Annotated in this window: 21 protein-coding genes and 1 tRNA gene; 11 read left to right on the plus strand and 11 right to left on the minus strand. The window is 60.4% G+C overall.

Translation table 11 applies throughout. The features are described 5' to 3' along the window. Positions 1-85: 85 nt before the first annotated feature. The gene (locus SynA15127_RS01305) at positions 86-250 is read left to right on the plus strand and encodes a hypothetical protein (protein ID WP_186484711.1); all 165 of its coding nucleotides are present in this window, start codon (positions 86-88) and stop codon (positions 248-250) included. A 155-nt stretch (positions 251-405) separates the two neighbouring features. Here SynA15127_RS01305 and SynA15127_RS01310 read toward each other — a convergent pair whose 3' ends face one another. From SynA15127_RS01310 to SynA15127_RS01320, 3 genes are all read right to left on the minus strand, one after another. Beyond that, positions 406-807: a hypothetical protein gene (locus SynA15127_RS01310; protein WP_186484712.1), complete on the minus strand. Its 402-nt coding sequence runs from the start codon at positions 805-807 to the stop codon at positions 406-408. Between the two features lie 7 nt (positions 808-814). Continuing rightward, a complete protein-coding gene (locus tag SynA15127_RS01315) occupies positions 815-1,291 on the minus strand; it encodes a DoxX family protein (RefSeq protein ID WP_186484713.1) in 477 nt (158 codons plus the stop codon). A gap of 106 nt (positions 1,292-1,397) precedes the next feature. Further along, the gene (locus SynA15127_RS01320) at positions 1,398-1,721 is read right to left on the minus strand and encodes a hypothetical protein (RefSeq protein ID WP_186484714.1); all 324 of its coding nucleotides are present in this window, start codon (positions 1,719-1,721) and stop codon (positions 1,398-1,400) included. Positions 1,722-2,077: 356 nt separating this feature from the next. Here SynA15127_RS01320 and SynA15127_RS13655 point away from each other — a divergent pair, with 356 nt between their 5' ends. Further along, the gene (locus tag SynA15127_RS13655; RefSeq protein ID WP_186484715.1) at positions 2,078-2,284 is read left to right on the plus strand and encodes a bifunctional hydroxymethylpyrimidine kinase/phosphomethylpyrimidine kinase; all 207 of its coding nucleotides are present in this window, start codon (positions 2,078-2,080) and stop codon (positions 2,282-2,284) included. A gap of 10 nt (positions 2,285-2,294) precedes the next feature. Next, positions 2,295-2,717, plus strand: a complete 423-nt coding sequence (locus SynA15127_RS01330; RefSeq protein ID WP_186484716.1) for a PfkB family carbohydrate kinase — start codon at positions 2,295-2,297, stop codon at positions 2,715-2,717. Between the two features lie 56 nt (positions 2,718-2,773). Here the strand turns inward: SynA15127_RS01330 and SynA15127_RS01335 are convergent, their stop codons facing one another. The 4 genes from SynA15127_RS01335 to sfsA all read right to left on the minus strand — a co-directional run bounded on the left by SynA15127_RS01335 (position 2,774) and on the right by sfsA (position 7,111). Beyond that, a complete protein-coding gene (locus tag SynA15127_RS01335) occupies positions 2,774-3,406 on the minus strand; it encodes a DUF1997 domain-containing protein (RefSeq protein WP_186484717.1) in 633 nt (210 codons plus the stop codon). Between the two features lie 61 nt (positions 3,407-3,467). Then, positions 3,468-4,667 carry a 4-hydroxy-3-methylbut-2-enyl diphosphate reductase gene (locus SynA15127_RS01340; RefSeq protein ID WP_186484718.1) on the minus strand — a complete coding sequence of 400 codons (1,200 nt, stop codon included), beginning with the start codon at positions 4,665-4,667 and terminating at the stop codon, positions 3,468-3,470. Between the two features lie 101 nt (positions 4,668-4,768). Further along, positions 4,769-6,241, minus strand: coding sequence for an ammonium transporter (locus SynA15127_RS01345; RefSeq protein ID WP_186484719.1), 1,473 nt, complete (start codon positions 6,239-6,241; stop codon positions 4,769-4,771). A 105-nt stretch (positions 6,242-6,346) separates the two neighbouring features. Next, positions 6,347-7,111, minus strand: a complete 765-nt coding sequence (gene sfsA / locus SynA15127_RS01350; RefSeq protein ID WP_186484720.1) for a DNA/RNA nuclease SfsA — start codon at positions 7,109-7,111, stop codon at positions 6,347-6,349. A gap of 68 nt (positions 7,112-7,179) precedes the next feature. On the opposite strand from sfsA, the gene murJ reads away from it, so the two are divergent. After that, complete coding sequence (gene murJ, locus SynA15127_RS01355; RefSeq protein WP_186484721.1) at positions 7,180-8,787, plus strand: murein biosynthesis integral membrane protein MurJ; 1,608 nt, start codon at positions 7,180-7,182, stop codon at positions 8,785-8,787. Here murJ and SynA15127_RS01360 read toward each other — a convergent pair. Genes SynA15127_RS01360 through SynA15127_RS01370 form a run of 3 tightly spaced genes read right to left on the minus strand, consistent with a single transcriptional unit; the run spans position 8,774 to position 9,642 of the window. Beyond that, a complete protein-coding gene (locus SynA15127_RS01360) occupies positions 8,774-9,037 on the minus strand; it encodes a hypothetical protein (protein ID WP_043694561.1) in 264 nt (87 codons plus the stop codon). The genes murJ and SynA15127_RS01360 overlap by 14 nt on opposite strands. 27 nt (positions 9,038-9,064) lie before the next feature. Continuing rightward, positions 9,065-9,355, minus strand: a complete 291-nt coding sequence (locus SynA15127_RS01365; protein WP_186484722.1) for a DUF3181 family protein — start codon at positions 9,353-9,355, stop codon at positions 9,065-9,067. Positions 9,356-9,387: 32 nt separating this feature from the next. Continuing rightward, positions 9,388-9,642, minus strand: a complete 255-nt coding sequence (locus SynA15127_RS01370; protein WP_186484723.1) for a hypothetical protein — start codon at positions 9,640-9,642, stop codon at positions 9,388-9,390. Positions 9,643-9,734: 92 nt separating this feature from the next. Here SynA15127_RS01370 and SynA15127_RS01375 point away from each other — a divergent pair. The 7 genes from SynA15127_RS01375 to SynA15127_RS01405 all read left to right on the plus strand — a co-directional run bounded on the left by SynA15127_RS01375 (position 9,735) and on the right by SynA15127_RS01405 (position 16,290). After that, positions 9,735-9,808 (plus strand) — tRNA-Arg (locus tag SynA15127_RS01375). A gap of 97 nt (positions 9,809-9,905) precedes the next feature. Then, positions 9,906-11,195 carry a serine hydroxymethyltransferase gene (gene glyA / locus SynA15127_RS01380; protein WP_255475534.1) on the plus strand — a complete coding sequence of 430 codons (1,290 nt, stop codon included), beginning with the start codon at positions 9,906-9,908 and terminating at the stop codon, positions 11,193-11,195. A gap of 93 nt (positions 11,196-11,288) precedes the next feature. Continuing rightward, complete coding sequence (locus SynA15127_RS01385; RefSeq protein WP_186484724.1) at positions 11,289-12,437, plus strand: glycosyltransferase family 4 protein; 1,149 nt, start codon at positions 11,289-11,291, stop codon at positions 12,435-12,437. After that, positions 12,430-13,689 (plus strand): competence/damage-inducible protein A, encoded by a 1,260-nt coding sequence (locus tag SynA15127_RS01390; protein ID WP_186484725.1) that lies wholly within the window; start codon positions 12,430-12,432, stop codon positions 13,687-13,689. The genes SynA15127_RS01385 and SynA15127_RS01390 overlap by 8 nt, the downstream gene beginning before the upstream one ends. Before the next feature lie 37 nt (positions 13,690-13,726). Beyond that, entirely contained in the window at positions 13,727-15,145 is a 1,419-nt protein-coding gene (gene leuC, locus SynA15127_RS01395; protein WP_186484726.1) for a 3-isopropylmalate dehydratase large subunit, read from the plus strand. Next, positions 15,145-15,756 (plus strand): 3-isopropylmalate dehydratase small subunit, encoded by a 612-nt coding sequence (locus SynA15127_RS01400; RefSeq protein ID WP_186484727.1) that lies wholly within the window; start codon positions 15,145-15,147, stop codon positions 15,754-15,756. Before leuC ends, SynA15127_RS01400 begins: the two co-directional genes overlap by 1 nt. A 66-nt stretch (positions 15,757-15,822) precedes the next feature. Then, positions 15,823-16,290, plus strand: a complete 468-nt coding sequence (locus tag SynA15127_RS01405) for a pentapeptide repeat-containing protein (RefSeq protein ID WP_186484728.1) — start codon at positions 15,823-15,825, stop codon at positions 16,288-16,290. Here the strand turns inward: SynA15127_RS01405 and SynA15127_RS01410 are convergent, their stop codons facing one another. Continuing rightward, positions 16,291-19,149 (minus strand): DUF3769 domain-containing protein, encoded by a 2,859-nt coding sequence (locus SynA15127_RS01410; RefSeq protein WP_186484729.1) that lies wholly within the window; start codon positions 19,147-19,149, stop codon positions 16,291-16,293. It abuts the gene before it with no gap. Positions 19,150-19,180 lie beyond the last annotated feature (31 nt).

Below are 19,180 nucleotides of genomic sequence, written 5' to 3' on the forward strand. Positions count from 1 at the left end.
AGATGTCTATTTGTGGAAGATAATGCATTTTGTTCTTTGCGCGCTTGCTATGAATTTATTGGCTTCGTGCTTTTGAATTTGAGTGATGATTGCTGAAGTCTTCGCTTCTGTGGCGGCGCTTCTTTTGACGGGCACTTTTATTCCTAAGGTCTTGAAAATATGGAAAACCAGAATGCTTAAGATGGATACTTTGTTCTTTTGGTTGCCTTTTGCAGCGGATGTTTCTGGTGGGTTGTCTATGGATATTTGATCCACGCTTACGGGGTGCTCATCGCCACTCTGATTACACTGTCGCTGAATCTTGCGATTCTTGAACTCAAGCTTCCTTTTGAGACTTCAGAATCTTCCCAAGAAGCCGTTAAGTGGTCATGACTTGGCTGTCAGTGATCTGTTCAAAACGACTGGTCAGTCGTCACCAAGTCCATTGAACAGTTCTTTATGAATAACAAACGTGTGATAAAGAACTGTACCCGATTCTGGTTCGAGTCTTTCTCCGTCGGCGTTGAACCCGATGCTGCAAACCAGATTGCCTGTCCAGCTGATCTGATCCGGACTCTGTCCAGCAGACCATTCCATTAGTAGCTGTGCCTGTTGCGGTAGCTGTGCAGCAATTTTTTGACAGGCTTTGTTGAGCCGATAAAGGGCCGGTGGCTTGGCAGGAAGTGCAAGCGATTTCCTCAATGAAAGCTCGTCGAAGATTCCGATGTAGCGGATGTGTTCGATAATCTCCAGCTCGTACGGATCCAGACCAGCATTGTTGAGTGCAAGTTCAAAGGTCTTAATATCCAGGCGGGGACGTTTGATCATTCAGGTTTCATACCCAAGGTTGGAGACGCGTCGGAACTGACGATTTCAACACAGTGGAAACGCTAAAGATGCCTCCGCCGAGTAAAGCTAGGACCGAGAAAATTGCGAAGTAAAGGGCCGATGTTTCGTATTCATAATTGTGGGCTTCGACAATGCCAAAGGGAGCGCCCTGCAGACCTGTGTCCATGCTGTGAAACAGCAGAGCAAACACCATGGTGGATGCCAGGCTGATCGCGGATACTCGCGTGGCTAAGCCGATCAGTAGTAATGCTGATCCGAACATCTGGGTGTATGCAGCGGCAATCGTCCACAGGCTGTGATCAAAAGGAAGATATGGAAAGTATTCATCAACAACAAACGTGGTGAAACCTTCAACATCAGATAGCTTTTCAAGTCCGTGGTGAACCATCAGTATCGATGCGAACAAACGCAAGGCGAGCAAACTGATGTTGATCAATTTGGAATTGATGGTCTTGGAGGGCATACTCTATAAAATTTCCTGCATTATGGCGCTCTTGCAGCCATGTTGTGTGTAATTTCTTTCGGAATACATCTTTGCGTCAGTCTCTTTGATGGAGGAGCCCGCTATATCAGTTGCTGATTTTAAGTAAAAAGTTTGGTTTGCATTGCATGTTTGCTTTGATTTCGTCGAGCATTGAGCTGGAATTTGCGTACACAATAACCTTGATATTGCTGACTGCGTTGTGGATTTTCCAGATGCCGATGTGTATCTCAGAGCGTGCATAGGTCACCTGCCATGAGCTTGGATTGGGCCGATCAACTTGCTTCACCGTAATTTGGGTCCAGAAGGAGCTCCGTCGATGGGCGGCTTTGTAGCAGTAACTCACGGTACCATCGGCCTTCTTCGTCTTCTCGAAGCCGATGTCTTGCAGTTGCTCGCTCCAGTTGGACATTTTCGATGTGATGAATTGACGACTGTAAAAGGATGCGCGTTGTTAGTTGATAGTCTAGTTAATCCTATAGGATGGATCCTAACTCCCCACATGCTCATATCGAATTTTTATCACCATGATTGGTGATAATTTGTTCTTCACGACCGTTCAAATTGTATTGAACACTGTGAAGAGGATGGGTTTTGATGGTGGTGTCGAAAACTGCTCGTGCAGGCTGTAGAGCTCGAAGCGTTTATGGTGAATTTCATGTCTGATGTGCACAATGTGAATCAGTAAATACCCGATTTGTGGCATGCCGATCAGTGGTGGACTGAAATAAGCGTTGCTTATCAGCTCTGGCTATTGGAGGAAACTATTTGTCTGGTGGTTCTGGTATCCAGACGGATCTCAAAGCCTTTCAGGGCTTCAATGTCCATGGCGTTCCAGTGATTATTTGCGTTACGGCCCAAAACAGTCTTGGTGTCACGCATGTTGAGCACCTCAGTTGTGATTCGGTCGGCCAGCAGGCTGTGGCTGTCCTTTCGGATCCTGTCATCCCTGCCTTAGAGACGAGGATGTTGTAGTTCTCAGATCTTGTGGAGTCTGTTTTGTACGGATGCAGTCGCGAAGTGTCAGCAACTCCTGTTTCCGTTAGCCATATTAATGACACCCAATCTTCATGAGGCGGCTCTTCTTGCGGAACGCGAGATCACTAGCCAGGTCGATGTGGAGTGCGCGGCTCAGTCCCTCTTGGACCGTGGAACCAACGCACTGCTCATCACAGGTGGTGGCGTGGCTGGTCTGGTGGGCAAGGATTTTTTTGCTGCTTGCGATGGAGCTGGCATCTGGCAATCGCAACCTGCGATTGCCGCACCGCACACCTATGGAACGGGATGCACTCTCAGTGCTGCGATCACGGCGGCATTGGTCCATGGAGTTCCCCTTGCTGATGTCGTGATTCAGGCCAGGGTTTATATCAATCAAGCACTGCGTCCAAGCGGTTGCCTTTGGATATGAGCCTCGTGTGTGGATACAAGCTCAAGCCTGTGACTTAGGCCCCATTGACTGCTGTTTTAGAAGGCTGCCCGCCGTCTTGGCGGGCATTTCAGGCTGTACTGGGCGTGAAAGTCTTCCTGAACTTTCCAGGTCAGACGACGGGAGACCTGTCGCACGATCTGACGCAGCAGATGATCGCCACTCGATTGCACCAGTCCTTCGGGAAGCACGGTGATGACCTTCGGAAGCCGGATCCAGACGGACAGATCGAGATCCCAGCTCACGGCGGTGGCAAGACCGGGATCCATGCCCTCAGCCTCCGCCCAGGGTTTCAGCTCCATGCGGGCCTGGAAGTCGACTTCGTAATGGTTTCTGAGCGTCGGATCCCCCCACGCCAGGTGAGTGGTCTCGATCCTGTAGATCAGCTGATCCTGGGGCAGCAGCCGGAGGCTGATGGTGGGCTCGATCTCGAAGCCGAAATTGCCGAAGCGTCCCAGGGTCAGTCCGTAGGACTGCTGGTCGAGGCATTTCACCTGGATCGGTGCGGCGCAGCGCTCGAACCAGACCTCATGCCGGTCCAGGTAGTCCGCCACGACGGCGGTCGGAGCGAGCATCTCCATCCTGTCGGAGAAGCTGCTGGTGTAGCAACGGACCTGGGGGTCGGCCGACTGACGCAGATTGTCTGTGTCGGAGTGCGACAAGAGCACCACTGAGAACGAAATGCCGGTGTCGGCACATGAATCGACGCCAAATGTAAAGGGTTTATGAAGCTCAGGCCTCGCTGAGCTTCATCAGTTTCTCGATCACCTCTTCCACGGCTCGATCGGGTGTCGACGCTCCTGAGGTGATCCCGACGGTGACAGGGCCTGCCGGCAGGAAATCACCGTTCAGGCACAGATCCATCGACAGGGGTTTGTGTTCGATTGAGTTGGTCTCGGCGTCGAGGCGATCGGGTGTGTCGATGTGGAACGAGCGGATACCCCTGCTGACAGCGATTTCCTGCAGGTGGGTGGTGTTGGACGAGTTGAAGCCACCGATCACCACCATCAGATCCAGGGGTTCGTCCACCAGGGAGAACATGGCGTCCTGACGCTCCTGTGTGGCGTCACAGATGGTGTTAAAAGCCAGGAAGTGGTCGTTCAGGTGGGTCGGACCGTATTTGCTGAGCATCGTCCGCTCGAACAGTCGTCCGATCTCTTCGGTTTCGCTCTTCAGCATCGTGGTCTGGTTGGCGACGCCGAGTCGGTCGAGATCCTGGTCCGGATCAAAACCGGGTGAGCAGGCCTTGGCGAAGCGCTCCATGAAGTCGTTCCGATTGCCGTTACCGAGGATGTAGTCAGACACAATCTGCGCTTCCTCCAGATCCAGCACCACGAGGTAGGTGCCGGCAAAAGAGCTCGTGGCCAGGGTTTCCTCGTGCTTCACCTTGCCGTGAATGATCGAGGTGAAGGTGTGCTTCTTGTGCTTTTCCACCGTGTTCCAGACCTTGGAGACCCAGGGGCACGTGGTGTCGACGATGTGGCAGCCCCGCTCGTTAAGCAGCTGCATCTCCTGAACCGTTGCTCCGAAGGCCGGCAGGATCACCACGTCACCGGAGGTCACCCCGGAGAAATCCTTCACTCCCTGCTCGACAGGGATGAACTGCACATCCATCTCACGCAGATGATCATTCACGGAGGGGTTGTGGATGATCTCGTTGGTGATCCACAAGCGTTCCTTCGGGTAGTGACGCCGCGTCTCATAAGCCATGGCGACGGCTCTCTCCACGCCCCAGCAGAAACCGAAGGCTTCGGCCAGACGCACGGTGAGCCGCCCGTGGGTCAGGCGGTAGCCGTTATCCCGGATCGTTCCGATCAGGCCGCTCTGATAGGCCTGTTCCAGACTCTCGGCGACCTCTTCGGCTCGACCGAAGCCACGCCGGTTGTAGCGCTCGGAGTGGTGAAGTGAGCGCTTGAAGGCGTGGGTGTCCATGGCGGGCGCTGGTGTGAAACGACTCTATGGGGCCTGCTGCGTCTGGAACACAAAAAAAGCCCGGCTGAAGGCCGGGCTTGGAGTGAATCCCGAAGGGAAAATCAGTTGTTGATGGTGGAGAAGCCTGCGTAGGCCTCCATGCCATGTTCGCCGATGTCCAGGCCCTCGGTTTCTTCCTGTTCGGTGACGCGGATGCCGCCGAACAGTCCGCCGATGACTTTCCAGGCGATGAAGCAGGTCACCAGAGTCCAGATGGCGTAGGCAGCGGTGCCTAGAGCCTGGATGCCGAGTTGCTCAATGCCACCACCAACAAGCAGTCCGAGAGGTGAGCCGTCGCCCTGGATGTCGTAGCCCCAGAGGCCGATCACCAGGGTGCCCCAGACGCCGCAGACGCCGTGGACGGAGAACGCTCCCACCGGGTCATCGATGCCCGCTGAGTCGAGGGCGGCAACCGAGAAGACCACGATGATGCCGCCAACGGCACCGGCAACCCAGGAACCCATCAGGGTGAGATTGCCGCAACCGGCCGTCACACTCACCAAGCCAGCCAGGATGCCGTTGATGATCATGGTGAGATCAGGCTTCTTGGAGGTGATCGTGGAAATCACCGTGGCACCGATCGCACCGCCGGCAGCGCCGAGGGTGGTGGTCACAGCCACGTAGGGAACCCACTGGTCCATGGCGAGCTGGGAACCGGGGTTGAAGCCGTACCAGCCGATCCAGAGAATCAGGGCGCCGAGGGTGGCGATGGACATGTTGTGGCCGGGAATGGCCTGCACCTTTCCGCCGACATACTTGCCGATCCGGGGTCCGAGCAGCATGGCGCCGACGAGGCCTGCCCAGGCTCCGACGGAGTGCACGATTGAGGAACCAGCAAAGTCGATGAATTCGACGCTGCCCACACTGTTCAGCCAGCCACCGTTCCATTCCCAGCTGCCGGCAACTGGATAGATGAAGGCGGTGAGGACCAGGGCGAAAATCACGAATTCGCCGAACTTGATCCGCTCGGCCACAAGACCGGAAACGATCGTGGCGGCAGTGCCGGCGAAGGCCGACTGGAACAGGAAATCAACGGTCGGAACCAGTCCGGCATCGGTGATCGTTTCGGCTGAAACGGTGGGGTCGAAGAACAGTTGATTGAAAAACAACCAGCCAGGAATGATCGCGTCGCCGTACATCAGTGCGTAACCGCAGAACCAGTAAGCAGTCACCGCGAGGGCGAACACGAACAGATTCTTGGACAGGATATTGACGGCGTTCTTTTGGCGGCACATGCCGGCTTCCACCATGGCGAAGCCGGCATTCATGAAGATCACCAGAATCGTGGCGACCAGAAGCCAGAGGTTGTTGGCCAGAAAGGCTGCGTTGAGTTCGGGCAGTTCTTCTGCTTTGGCGGCGAAGGTGAAGATGCCGAGGCCCATCAGGGCCATTGGCGCACAGGCCAACCAAACCAGTGAACGGTTGGAGCTGAAACCTCGGATGCTGCGAAGGAGGAGCATCGGGCCCTCAAGAAGGCTGGCCTCCTGAAGCGTCTTGATGCGCCGCTTTGGCGGCGCCTGGAAGGCAGTTGTCATGAACGAAAGTGCAGAGCTGCTGAACGCGCCTGGAGTTGTATTCAGGCGAACATGGTCACGCTGCCCGCGGGACGGGCCCCTAAATGTTTGTGTTGATACCAAATTTCAAACTGGCTTGAGATGCCGCAGGCCTTCCCATCGAATCTGGTTCGATTCGAAACGAAAACAGCAGGGGAGGACGTCAACCCCGCGGTCAAGGGCCTGACGGAACAAGTCGCCGTAGCGAGGATCAGCCGCGTCTCCCGGGGCGAACGATGTCACATCGGCTCGACTGAGACAGGGCACCAGCACCGCACGGGCTTCAGGCAGCAGGTCCATCAGCTCCACTAGGTGTTTCTGCCCCCGTTCGGTCACCGTGTCCGGAAACAGAGCCAGGGTGCCATCGGTCCAGGTGGTGTTCTTCACTTCGACGTAGATCGGCCGCTGATCCGGATTGTCGGCCGCAGGTGTGAGCAGCAGGTCGATGCGACTGCGACGATTTTTTCCATAGGCGACTTCGGCTCGGATGCTCTCGATCGTCCCGAGCTCTTCGGCAAGGCAACCTGCATCGATCGTGGCTCGAATGAGTCGGTTGGGAAGGGCGGTGTTGATGCCGACCCAGCAGGGTGATCCATCGGCGCCGGTCACTTCCGCCTGTTCCCATGTCCAGGCCAGTTTCCGTTTCGGGGAGGGAGCATGCCGCACCCGCACCCGTTGGCCTGGGATCAGCACGCCGGTCATCGGGCCGGTGTTGGCGCAGTGGGCGGTGATCACCTGCCCGTCGCTGAGTTCCACATCGGCCAGAAAGCGTTTGTAACGCCTGATCAGCTGGCCCTCTGCGAGGGCTTCAAAAGTGAGCAGGGCATCCCCGCGGGATGGAAGGCCGGTCATGGCGCTAGCCGAGTGATGCCCATGGTCTCCTGCAGGCCCAGCACAATGCAGCCATCGCTGGGGCCTGGATGGCGCGCTCACTAAAGGGGATCGCACTGGTCGTCACCTTCGGTACGCTGCTCAGCAAGGTTGGCGGTCTGGTTCGACAGCTTGTGATCGCCGCTGCCTTCGGGGTTGGAGCGGCTTACGACGCCTACAACTACGCCTATGTGCTGCCGGGGTTCCTGCTGATTCTGCTGGGGGGAATCAACGGACCGTTTCACAGCGCCATGGTCAGTGTTCTCAGTCGCCGCCCCCGCAACGAAAGCGCCCACATCCTTGCGGCCCTGAACACCAGCGTCAGTGCGCTGCTGCTGCTGGTCACCGTTCTGCTGGTGCTGGCGGCGGATCCGCTGATCACCCTGGTTGGGCCTGGGTTGAGCCCGGAGCTGCATGCCATCGCGACGGTGCAGCTGCAGGTGATGGCGCCGATGGCGTTGCTGGCCGGCCTGATCGGTCTGGGTTTCGGGTCGCTCAATGCAGCGGATGAGTTCTGGATCCCGGCGATCTCGCCCCTGATGTCGAGTGCGGCGCTGATTCTGGGTGTCGGTCTGCTTTGGTGGCAGCTGGGCAGTGCCATCGCGCTGCCGGCCGCAGCCATGACCGGGGGTGTGGTGCTGGCTGCCTCAACCCTGGTCGGGGCGCTGCTGCAGTGGCTGATCCAGCTGCCGGCTCTGATCCGTCAGGGACTCGCCCGCTTCCAGCTTGTCTGGGACTGGCGCCATCCCGGCGTGCGCGAAGTGTGGAGGGTGATGGGGCCGGCGACCCTCTCATCGGGCATGTTGCAGATCAATGTGTTCACCGATCTGTTCTTCGCCTCCGGGATCGCAGGTGCGGCCGCGGGTCTCGGTTACGCGAATCTTCTTGTGCAGACGCCGCTGGGCCTGATCTCAAACGCCCTGCTGGTGCCGCTGTTGCCGACCTTCGCGCGTCTCACCGCCCCTGAAGATCGCCCTCAGTTAATCGAGCGGATCCGCCAGGGGCTGATGCTGTCCACCGCTTCGATGATTCCTCTGGGTGGTCTGTTCATCGCCCTGGGTGCCCCCATTGTCGCGCTCGTCTATGAGCGCGGAGCCTTCGATGCTTCCGCGGCTCAGCTGGTTACGGGGCTGTTGATGGCCTATGGCCTGGGAATGCCGGCCTATCTCGGCCGGGATGTTCTGGTGCGGGTGTTCTATGCCCTTGGCGACGGCACCACGCCGTTCCGTTTTTCGCTGGCGGGCATCGGTCTCAACGTGATCTTCGACTGGCTGCTCGTCGGGGGGCCGACCCCGTGGGGCGACCAGTCCCCCGTGAATTTCGGGGCACCGGGCCTGGTGCTGGCGACGGTCGCCATCAACGGAATCACCTGTTTGGCTCTGCTGCTTGTGTTGCAACGGCGTCTCCAGGGGTTGCCACTGCAAAGCTGGGGGCTGGACGCACTGAAGCTGTCGATGGCCGGCTTGGCGGCGGCACTTCCGGCCTGGGGTCTCTCCGTCGCTCTGAGCTGGCCGGTGGGGATGTCGGGCCTGCTTCTGCAGGTGATGGTTCCAGGCCTGCTGGGACTTGGACTGTTCGCGCTGGTGGGAACGACTCTCGGTGTGCGGGAGGTGCGTGAACTGGTTCGGAGCCTGATCCGCCGGTTCAGGGCTCGCTGAGTCGGATCTCCCGATCTTCGCGGACCTGAATCGGCAGCTCCAGCTGCTGACGCCCCACCAGCTGCGGACCCTGGACCGAGACAATCCTGGCTTCGATGCCGTAATCCCTGAAGGCGGTTTCCAGCTCCTGGATTAAAGCTTTCTCCACCTGGGCTTCTGCGTCAACAACGGTTCCGATCAGGCGTTCCCCGAGGGGCCCGATCCGCTGGCGCACCACCTCGCGCGGATTGGTCACCTCAATGATCAGCACGCCGTGGACGCTCCAAGGTCTGCAACTTTATCGGCAGTAGGGCTCCAGAATTTCCTCAAGTTCACGAAGTTGTGCCGGAGGGAGCAACCGGGCGAGCGGAAGCTGGCTGGCTCCACCGGCGATCTGCACTTTCACGGCTTCCACGGCTCGACGAGCCGCCACAGCTGCTCCCTGGTCCACCAGAGCGCTGCATTCGATCGCCAGTGGCCCGGCCAGCTCGGCGTCCCCCAGGTGGAGATGCCATCCACTGATTTGGACGTACAGACGATCAGCAAGTGCGGCCTGCAGATCTTGCAGATCGGCGGCTGAGAGCGACATCGGATCTCGAACGATCTGAGGTCATGGTGCCCTCATGCGTCCGGATCGGCAGTGGATGGATCTGGCCGCAGCCTGGCAACGATCAGCAGATGGGCGATCAGAACCGTCAGCCAGAGGCCGCTGAACAGCGGCAGCCAGTTCCATGGATGGCGCATCTCCTGAACGAACCAGAGACCGCTGTTCAGAGCGGCGAAGAGGCCGGCATGCAGGCAGAGGTTCACCACCCGCTCGAAATGGCGGTAGGTGGGATTGTCAGGGTCGGCGGGGCCGTACCAGCGGATCGGCATCGCGGCGGTGTCGGAGTTCAGAGGCGATCCTGGCCCCGACTGTGCTCCAGTTGACGGAGGCCCCCTCGATGGGCTCTCATGGATTCACGCCAGCGCTTGTAGCTCAGCGGATTAGAGCATCTGACTACGGATCAGAGGGTCGGGAGTTCGAATCTCTCCAGGCGCGCTGTTGAACTGCCTTCCGGGGCAGTTTTTTTTTGGTCGAACACAGTTCCCTGGACTCAGAGTCCTTCCTTACGATCAGTTCACGACAACCCAGCTCCATGAGTCAGCAATCCGAGCGTTCGATCAACAGGGATCTGGCCCAGGCCGATCCGGCGATCGCCGGACTGATCGACCGGGAACAGAATCGACAGGAAACCCACCTCGAGCTGATCGCCAGCGAGAACTTCGCCTCCCGTGCCGTGATGGAGGCCCAGGGCTCGGTGCTCACCAACAAGTACGCCGAGGGCCTGCCGAACAAGCGTTACTACGGGGGGTGTGAACACGTCGATGCCATCGAGGAGCTGGCCATTGAGCGGGCCAAGCAGCTGTTCGGGGCGGCCTGGGCGAATGTCCAGCCCCACAGCGGAGCCCAGGCCAATTTCGCCGTTTTCCTGGCTCTTCTCCAGCCCGGCGAAACGATCATGGGCCTGGATCTCTCCCACGGCGGTCACCTCACCCACGGGTCTCCGGTCAACGTCAGCGGCAAGTGGTTCAAGGTCATTCAGTACGGCGTCGATCGAGAGACTCAGCGTCTGGACATGGACGCGATCCGTGCACTGGCCAGGGAGCACAAGCCGAAGCTGATCGTCTGCGGTTACTCCGCCTATCCGCGCACGATCGACTTCGCCGCGTTCCGTTCGATCGCTGATGAGGTAGGGGCCTATCTGCTGGCGGACATGGCTCACATCGCCGGTCTCGTGGCTGCCGGAGTGCATCCAAGCCCTGTGCCTCATTGCGATGTGGTCACAACCACCACGCACAAGACCCTGCGGGGACCCCGCGGTGGACTGATCCTCTGTCGCGATGCTGAATTCGCCAAGAAGTTCGACAAGGCGGTCTTCCCCGGCAGCCAGGGTGGGCCCCTGGAACACGTGATCGCCGCCAAGGCAGTCGCTTTCGGAGAGGCGTTGCAGCCGGCCTTCAGGTCCTACAGCCAGCAGGTGGTGGCCAATGCAGCTGCCCTGGCGGCACGGTTGATCGAGCGCGGCATCGATGTGGTGAGCGGCGGCACGGACAACCATGTGGTCCTGCTCGACCTTCGCTGCATCGGCATGACCGGCAAGGTGGCCGATCTGCTGGTGAGTGATGTGCACATCACCGCCAACAAGAACACGGTTCCGTTCGACCCGGAATCCCCCTTCGTCACCAGCGGTCTGCGTCTGGGTACAGCGGCTCTCACCACCAGAGGTTTCGATGCGGAGGCCTTCCGTGAAGTGGCTGATGTGATCGCTGATCGATTGCTCAATCCTGAAGACGACGCCATTCAGCAGCGCTGTCTCAGCCGTGTGGAGGTGCTCTGCAGCCGGTTCCCTCTCTATGTGGAGCAAAGAGAGCCGGCGATTGCTTGACTGGTCCAGGGTTCCCTGGATCCGTGGGAAGAGCCTCCTTAGGATCGGAAGGTCAATAACCACTCTCAGGGCAGCACCCTTCCAGGAGTTTCCGTGAACCTCGCAGCGAGCCCGATTGCGGTTGCACTGATGAGCTTCGGGCTGGCAGCTGCCATCACCAGCGTGCTGGTTCCCCTGGTGCGCGCTCTGGGTCTCCACTTCGGGTTCACGGACAAACCCGACCCGCGCAAGCAGCACAGCACGCCGATGGTGAGGCTGGGCGGGATCGCCATGGTGTTCGGCTTCGGACTCGCTCTGGCCGCGGTCTGGTTGTTCGGCGGTTTCGGTCTCCTGGCTCCAGCCCGCGATCAACTGATCTGGAGCACTCTGGCCGGGTCGGTCTGTTTCTTCCTGATCGGGCTGGCAGATGATCTGTTCGCCCTGTCTCCATGGCCGCGGCTGGCCGGACAGGTAGCTGTCTCCTGCGTCATCTGGTCGGAGGGTGTCCGGATCGGAGCCATCGACCTTCCCTGGTTCAGTTCCACCGGCTCAGCGATCGTGCTCTCCGATGGCCTCAGCCTTCTGGCGACGGTGGTCTGGCTGGTGGGAATCACCAATGCGATCAACTGGCTGGATGGACTCGACGGCCTTGCGGCGGGAGTCGCCGGGATTGCAGCCGTCGGTCTGGTCTCGGTGAGTTTCTCCCTGCATCAGGTGGCAGCAGGGTTTCTCGCTGCGGCTCTCGCGGGATGCTGTCTCGGATTTCTGCGCCATAACTTCAACCCCGCCCGCATCTTCATGGGCGATGGGGGCTCCTATTTCCTGGGATTCACACTGGCGGCGGTCAGCATCGTCGGTCCGGCCAAGGGACTCACCACCGTGAGTCTGTTGCTGCCATTGCTGATCCTTTCCCTGCCTCTGGCGGACATGTCCGCCGTGATCATGGGTCGGCTGCGGGAAGGCCGATCCCCCTTCCACCCCGATCGGCGGCATCTGCATCACCGCCTGCTGCGTGCCGGCTTCAGCCATCGACGCACCGTTCTGCTGATCTACGTGTTTACCCAGTGGTTGGCGGCGCTCGCTCTCGTGGTGGCCAATGCGGAGATGCGTTTTCTCTGGCTGGCGATCGCTTCGGCCCTGCTGGTGGGAACGGTGGTGATCAGTCGCCGCCAGCTCCAGACGGAGCTGGCCCTGCGTGATGTTGTTCCCTCCGCACCTCCGGAGATGTCCGACATCGCCCGTTGCGGCGATCGTCATGGCTGAGCGCGGCGTCGAGATTCTGTGTGTCGGCACCGAGCTGTTGCTGGGAAGCATCCTCAACGGCAATGCACGCTGGATCGCCGAGCGGTTGGCCGGCCTCGGCTTGCCTCACTACCGCCAGACCGTTGTCGGGGACAACGTGGAGCGCCTCACCGCTGCTGCAAAGGAGGCGGCTGAGCGCAGCAGTGTTCTGATCACCACCGGGGGTCTCGGTCCCACACCGGATGACCTCACCACCGCCACCCTGGCGTCCGCCTTCGGCGCGGCCCTTGAGGAGCGGCCCGAACTCTGGCGGGAGATCCAGGAAAAACTCTCCACCGGTGGACGGCCAGTAGCGGCCAGCAACCGCTCCCAGGCCTGCCTGCCTCGGGGGGCCGAGGTCCTGCCCAATCCGCTCGGTTCGGCACCTGGAATGATCTGGTCCCCAAGGCCTGGCTTCACAGTGCTCACGTTTCCGGGTGTGCCATCGGAGATGCGGGCGATGTGGAGTGCCACGGCTGAGCCTTGGTTGCGACGTCACGGTGGCGCTGAAGGTGTGTTCGTCAGCCGGCAGCTCCGCTTCTCCGGCATCGGCGAATCGAATCTTGCGGAGCAGGTGGCCGACCTGCTGAACGGCAGCAATCCGACGGTGGCTCCTTACGCCTCGCTTGGAGATGTGAAACTTCGCCTCACGGCCTGTGGCTCTGATCATGCAGAGGCCGAGGCTCTGCTCGAACCGGTGGAGCGGGAGCTTCTGCTTCGCTGCGGTCAGCACTGTTACGGCCGTGACGAGGAGAGTCTCGCTTCCGTGCTGCTCAGACAGCTGCGGGAGCGCGGGGAGACGCTCGCGGTTGCAGAGTCCTGCACAGGCGGTGGCGTCGGAGCGGCGATCACGGCGGTACCCGGATGTTCCGATGTGTTCCTCGGGGGCGTCATCGCCTACAGCAACGCGATGAAACAGCTGTTGCTCGGTGTGTCTCCGGATCTGATCCAGAGCCATGGCGCTGTCTCCGATCCAGTGGTGACGGCCATGGCGGAAGGGGCTCGGGACCGCCTCGGCAGTGACTGGGCCCTGGCGATCAGCGGGATCGCCGGGCCGGACGGTGGAGGGCCGGACAAGCCTGTGGGACTGGTGCATCTGGCTGTGGCCGGCCCTGATGGCTGTCAGGCCTGGGCTGAGCGGTTCGGAGATCGGCGCGGTCGTCTGGCGGTGCAGCAACTGAGTGTGATCCGGGTGCTCGATGGTCTCCGGCGGAGGCTGCTCTCTCGGGGATAGTCCGGGGGTAGTGTTTTCTGCTGCTGCGGCTGAGCTGTTGAGTTCCGGCACCCTCTACGACAAGGTGTGGGATCTGCACCGGGTGGCGGAGCTTCCCGGAGGATCCACCCAGCTGTTCGTGGGTCTGCATCTGATCCATGAGGTCACCAGCCCCCAGGCTTTTGCTGCTTTGCGGGACAAGGGCCTGTCCGTGCGCTGCCCTGATCGCACGGTCGCCACCGTCGATCACATCGTTCCCACCACCGATCAGGCCCGTCCGTTCGCCGATCCCCTGGCGGAGGAGATGCTCACCACCCTGGAGCGGAACTGCGCCGAGTACGGCATCGAACTGAACGGGATCGGCAGTGGCCGGCAGGGGATCGTCCATGTGATCGCGCCTGAGCTCGGCCTCACCCAGCCCGGCATGACCGTGGCCTGCGGGGATTCACACACCTCCACGCATGGAGCATTCGGTGCGATCGCCTTCGGGATCGGAACCAGTCAGGTGCGCGATGTGCTGGCCAGTCAGAGCCTGGCCATGAACAAGCTGAAGGTGCGCCGGATTCAGGTGGAGGGCCGACTCACGGAAGGGTTGTCCGCCAAGGATCTGATCCTGCATGTGATCCGGCATCTCGGCGTCAAGGGTGGGGTGGGTTTTGCCTATGAATTCGCCGGGCCTGCGGTGGCAGCTCTTTCAATGGAGGAGCGCATGACCCTGTGCAACATGGCGATCGAGGGTGGTGCCCGCTGTGGGTACGTCAATCCTGATGACGTCACGTTCGACTATCTGCGCGGTCGGCCCCATGCTCCGACCGGAGAGGCCTGGGATCGGGCGGTGACCTGGTGGCGTTCGTTGGCCAGTGGGCCTGATGCCGTGGTGGATGACGAGGTGGTTTTCGATGCCTCCTCCATCACGCCCACCGTCACCTGGGGGATCACGCCAGGACAGGGACTCGGCATCCAGGAGCTCATTCCCGCCCCCGAGCAGCTGCCGGCGGGGGATCGCCCCATTGCGGAAGAGGCTTACCGCTACATGGATCTGAAGCCGGGCACGGCCATTGCCGGACTGCCGGTGGACGTCTGCTTCATCGGCAGCTGCACGAACGGGCGTCTCAGTGATCTCCGGGCCGCGGCGGCGGTTGCCCGTGGTCGGATGGTTGCGGACGGGATCCGCGCCTTTGTGGTGCCGGGTTCCGAGCAGGTGGCCCGGGCGGCGGAGGCGGAAGGCCTCGATGCCGTCTTCATCGACGCCGGATTCGAATGGCGGCAGCCGGGCTGCTCGATGTGCCTGGCGATGAATCCCGATCGGCTGCAGGGTCGCCAGATCAGTGCCAGCTCCAGCAACCGCAACTTCAAAGGTCGGCAGGGATCGGCAAGCGGACGGACCCTGCTGATGAGTCCTGCCATGGTCGCCGCTGCCGCCATCCACGGTCGGGTGACCGATGTCCGCACTCTCCTCAAGCCACACGCCAGCTGATGCGCCCTTTTCCTTCGGGTCAGATCCAGATGATTGAAGGCACCGCCATGGTGCTTGCCGGTGAAGACATCGATACGGATCGGATCATTCCCGCCCGTTTTCTCAAATGTGTGAGCTTCGATGCCCTGGCAGATCAGGTGTTTGCTGATGACCGCAGCGAACTGAACGGCCAGCATCCCTTCGATCAGCCGCAGTTCCAGGGCGCCTCGATTCTGGTGGTCAACGGCAACTTCGGATGTGGGTCCAGCCGCGAGCATGCGCCCCAGGCTCTGATGCGCTGGGGCATCAGAGCCGTTGTCGGCGTCAGTTTCGCTGAGATCTTCTACGGCAACTGTCTGGCTCTTGGAATCCCCTGTGCGACGGCATCGGCGGCTGAGATCGCTTCCCTCCAACAGGCGGTGCTCAACGAACCCGGCGGTGTCTGGTCACTGAATCTGACAACGATGCGCATGGTGAGCGGTAGCGCTGACTGTGCCGTGAGCATCGATCCCGGTCCGCGCGACATGCTGTGCAGCGGCCGCTGGGACGCCACCTCGCAGTTGCTGGACCACGGCGAACAACTGCAGGCCTTGATGGGACGGCTGCCTTATCTGAATCGTTTCGCCACCTGATCGGAGCAACCGCCGGCGGCGCAATCAGACTCTTTGGTCTATGAAGAAGACAGAGGTCGTCATTCCATGCATTCCTCCGCCCTGCAGCGGACTCTGACCGCCGCGGTTCTGCTGCTTCCGCTGTCGCCGTTCGCGCAGGCTGCACCAGTGGTGCCGTTGAACGTCATGCCGTACGGGGCTCCTGAGCAGCGACTGCGCCAAACAGGTGCCTGCCGGGGGTGTGATCTGCGGGGCCGTGATCTTTCCGGTGCCCATCTGATCGGTGTTGATCTGCGGGATGCCGATCTGCGCGGTGCTGTTCTGGTGGGCGCCAATCTGGAGGGGGCTGATCTCAGCGGTGCCAGGTTGAACAGGGCTGACCTGCGCAGGGCCAACCTCACCAATGCCGAACTCAGTGGTGTGGATCTGCGCCTGGCCGATCTGAGCGACGCCGTCGTGATCAATGCCTATGCCCCTGGAGTGCGTTCCGAAGGCATCCGTTATGCCGGTGCCGATCTCACCGGCAGTCATCTGATCTACGGCGGCGGAGACTGATCAGAGCGGCAGTTCGTCGCGCTTGTCTTCCGGGTTGATCGGGTTGTAGGGAACGAACGGGACTCCCGTTCCGTTGAAATCGAAGTCATTCAGGCGAATGCGCACACCGCCGATGCCTTCGTAGGGGTTGAAGTACACCCCAACGTCGTAACTGCGGCGCTGCCAGCGGAGCTCGATATTGGAATTGATCACATCGCCGTAGTAAGGCGAGCCGGGATCGACGTTCATGTTGATTCCAGTGCTGAGCAGCAGAGGCCCCACGATCTGCTGCGTGAGGCCGAAGCCGAGGGTGCCGAAATCAACGACACGGTCGAAGTCGAAGGGGCTGGCGCCGTAGCGCAGGGTGCCGCCTCCGATCACAGTCAGTTGCGTGAAATCAAGGAACGGTCGGCTGAACGTTCCAAGCGTGAGTGTGGGTCCACCGCTGAAGCTCAGGGTCTTCTGATGGCGACCATCGCCATAGAGAGCAACAGAGCTGTTCAGGTTCGTGTTGAGCGTGAGGCCCGGAACGATCGGCACCGGCGAGTAGCGGTAAGCCGCCGCAGGGGTCAGAGCCGCGGTCTCACCTTTCAGAAGCGGGAACACACTGGTCAGAGAACCGAACACGCTGCCCCGGCCGGTTCTCAGCATCCTGCCGCTGCCGTATCGCTCGGCGTAGTAGTCGCCAAGTGCCGCCCGCAGCAGATACCGGTGGCGGTTCTCACCCTGCTCCCATGCCCCCCGTTGCTCTCCGTAGAGCCCGTACGCGGCATCGATGTCGGTTTCGCCGAGCGATCCGTTCCAGGTCCTGTATCTGTAGGCGCCGAACAGATTGGCTTTGACGGTTCCGAGCCGTCCAAGGTCAAGACGGCGTCCGAAGGTCCCCCAGAAACGGCTCCCATCGAGGAACTGATCGGGCTGAAAGCTGCTGATATCAGCCTCAGCATCCAGTTCGTCCTGACCGTATCGACCTCTCACTCTGGCTCTGAGGCCGAACAGATCTCCGGCATTGATCGACTCTCCGTTGCTGCTGCCATCGATGGCCCGCTGCACCATGAACTGAGGCTGCAGAGCGACCTCGGTGTCCGACCCCAGTTCGATCGGTTTCAGATTGCGACCGACGAACAGGCCATCCCTGTCCTTGTTGTCGACTTCGATCACCCAGCGGTTTTCCACCTCCTCCTCCTTGGCGATCACCTGCCGCCGACTCACAGGCACCGGCAACCTGTCTTCGACGATGAGTCGGTTGCGACGGGCGGAGATCAGAAGGTCACCGTTGGGTTGTTCTCTTGCGATGACCCCTTCAGCATCGATTCTGGTCTGCGAGGGGGTGTAGGGGTCATTGCTGAATCCCATCCGACTCGCCTGCCAGCCTTCAGCGGTGATCAGCACCCGAGAGGCCTGGATCCGCCAGCGGCTGATGGTGCCGTTGATCAGCTGGGTGCTTCCGAGTCGTTGCAGCTGCGGAACCTTGACCACGCCGAAGCGGTTTTCGTCCTTGACGCTGGAATTGAGTCGTTTCACCGGAACACCACTGCGGCGTTCGATGGCGAGATTCCCCCGGAAGCTCACCTTCTCCACCCTTTGGTCGATGGAGGCGATCGCTTCGGTGCGTAACGCCTGCTGTTCCGCCGGGGAAAGCGTGCTGATCGGTCGGGGCTGTGCCGGCGGCACATGCTCCAGGGTGCTGCCACCATCGCCGAGGGCCACCGATTCGAGACGTTCAGACAGGGTTGTCGGGCTGACCCGGTCTTCGCGATCGGGATCCTCACACCCCAGTGGGGGGGGCATTTCACCGGGCTGCAGCTCAGGTTGCTCTTCTCCCCAGCGGTATCGCAGTCCAAGAAGATAGGCATTGCTTCCCTCCTCCACGCCGCTGTAGGTCCCGAAGGCTCCGGATCGGTGGTGGATGCGTCCGACCAGGGAGAGCTCGGATGAGACAGCCGCCTCCACTTCGAAGCCGAGGTAGTTGAGCAGCTGGGTGTAGTTCTCCCGGTAGGTCTTCTCGTAAAGGCTGTAGTCGGTGTTGTAGCTGAGGCCTTCAATGAAGCCGAAGCTCAACCAGGGCTGAACCCAGAGTCGGGCACCGATGCCGACGATCCCTTCCCCGAAGCTCTGCGCCGGCAGATCCGCGAATGGGGTGGATTGATTGAACTCGCCTCCAGGCTGCTGCCCGGCCATGTGTTTGAACAGGTCCGCCTCCAGTTCCAGGGACAGAGGTCCGGCTCTGAGAATGCGTTTCTGCAGACCGACACCCAGCAGGTACTCCGGTCGCATCCGACCGTTGAACAGGAACGTGTCCCCGAAATTGGAATCGATCATCTGCCCCCCCCATGCGGTCACTGCCCAGGGTTGGGGATGCCAGTCCGGTACCGCAGGCAGCAGGGGAGGACAGGCCATGGCCGGGGATTCCGGCACCACCGACCCGTTTGGCTGACTCTCCCTGGATTCAGTTTTCTGTTCAGAGGACAACGCCGGGAAGAACCCGCCGTCGGATTCGCTCAGGTCGATGACGCCATACACGTCATCGAGCTGGCCTTCGTTCTGGATCAGGCTGTAGCGGAACGCTGAGGCCTGAAAAAACTGCCCTTGGCGTCTCAGGCGAACGGAGCCCCGCGCGAAAAGAGTCCGATACCCGGCGTCGAATTCGATCCGGTCAGCCAGCAACTCATCTTTTCCCAGAACGACTCTGACGTTTCCCTCGGCGATGCTGACGTTGCGGCGACTGTCATGAAACTGACGGTCTGCAGTCAGTCGCAGCGTTTTCGGCGGTTCAAGGATCTCCTCAGCAGCTCTGATCTCAGAGCGCACAGGGAGCGATCCCACGGATCCGCCGAGCAGCAGTCCAGTGAGGCAGAAAGACAGGCGCTTTGACGCCAAGACGAACCAGCTGCGGTTCGCGATCCTGACA

It is taken from the genome of Synechococcus sp. A15-127, from assembly GCF_014280215.1.
Lineage (GTDB): Bacteria > Cyanobacteriota > Cyanobacteriia > PCC-6307 > Cyanobiaceae > Parasynechococcus.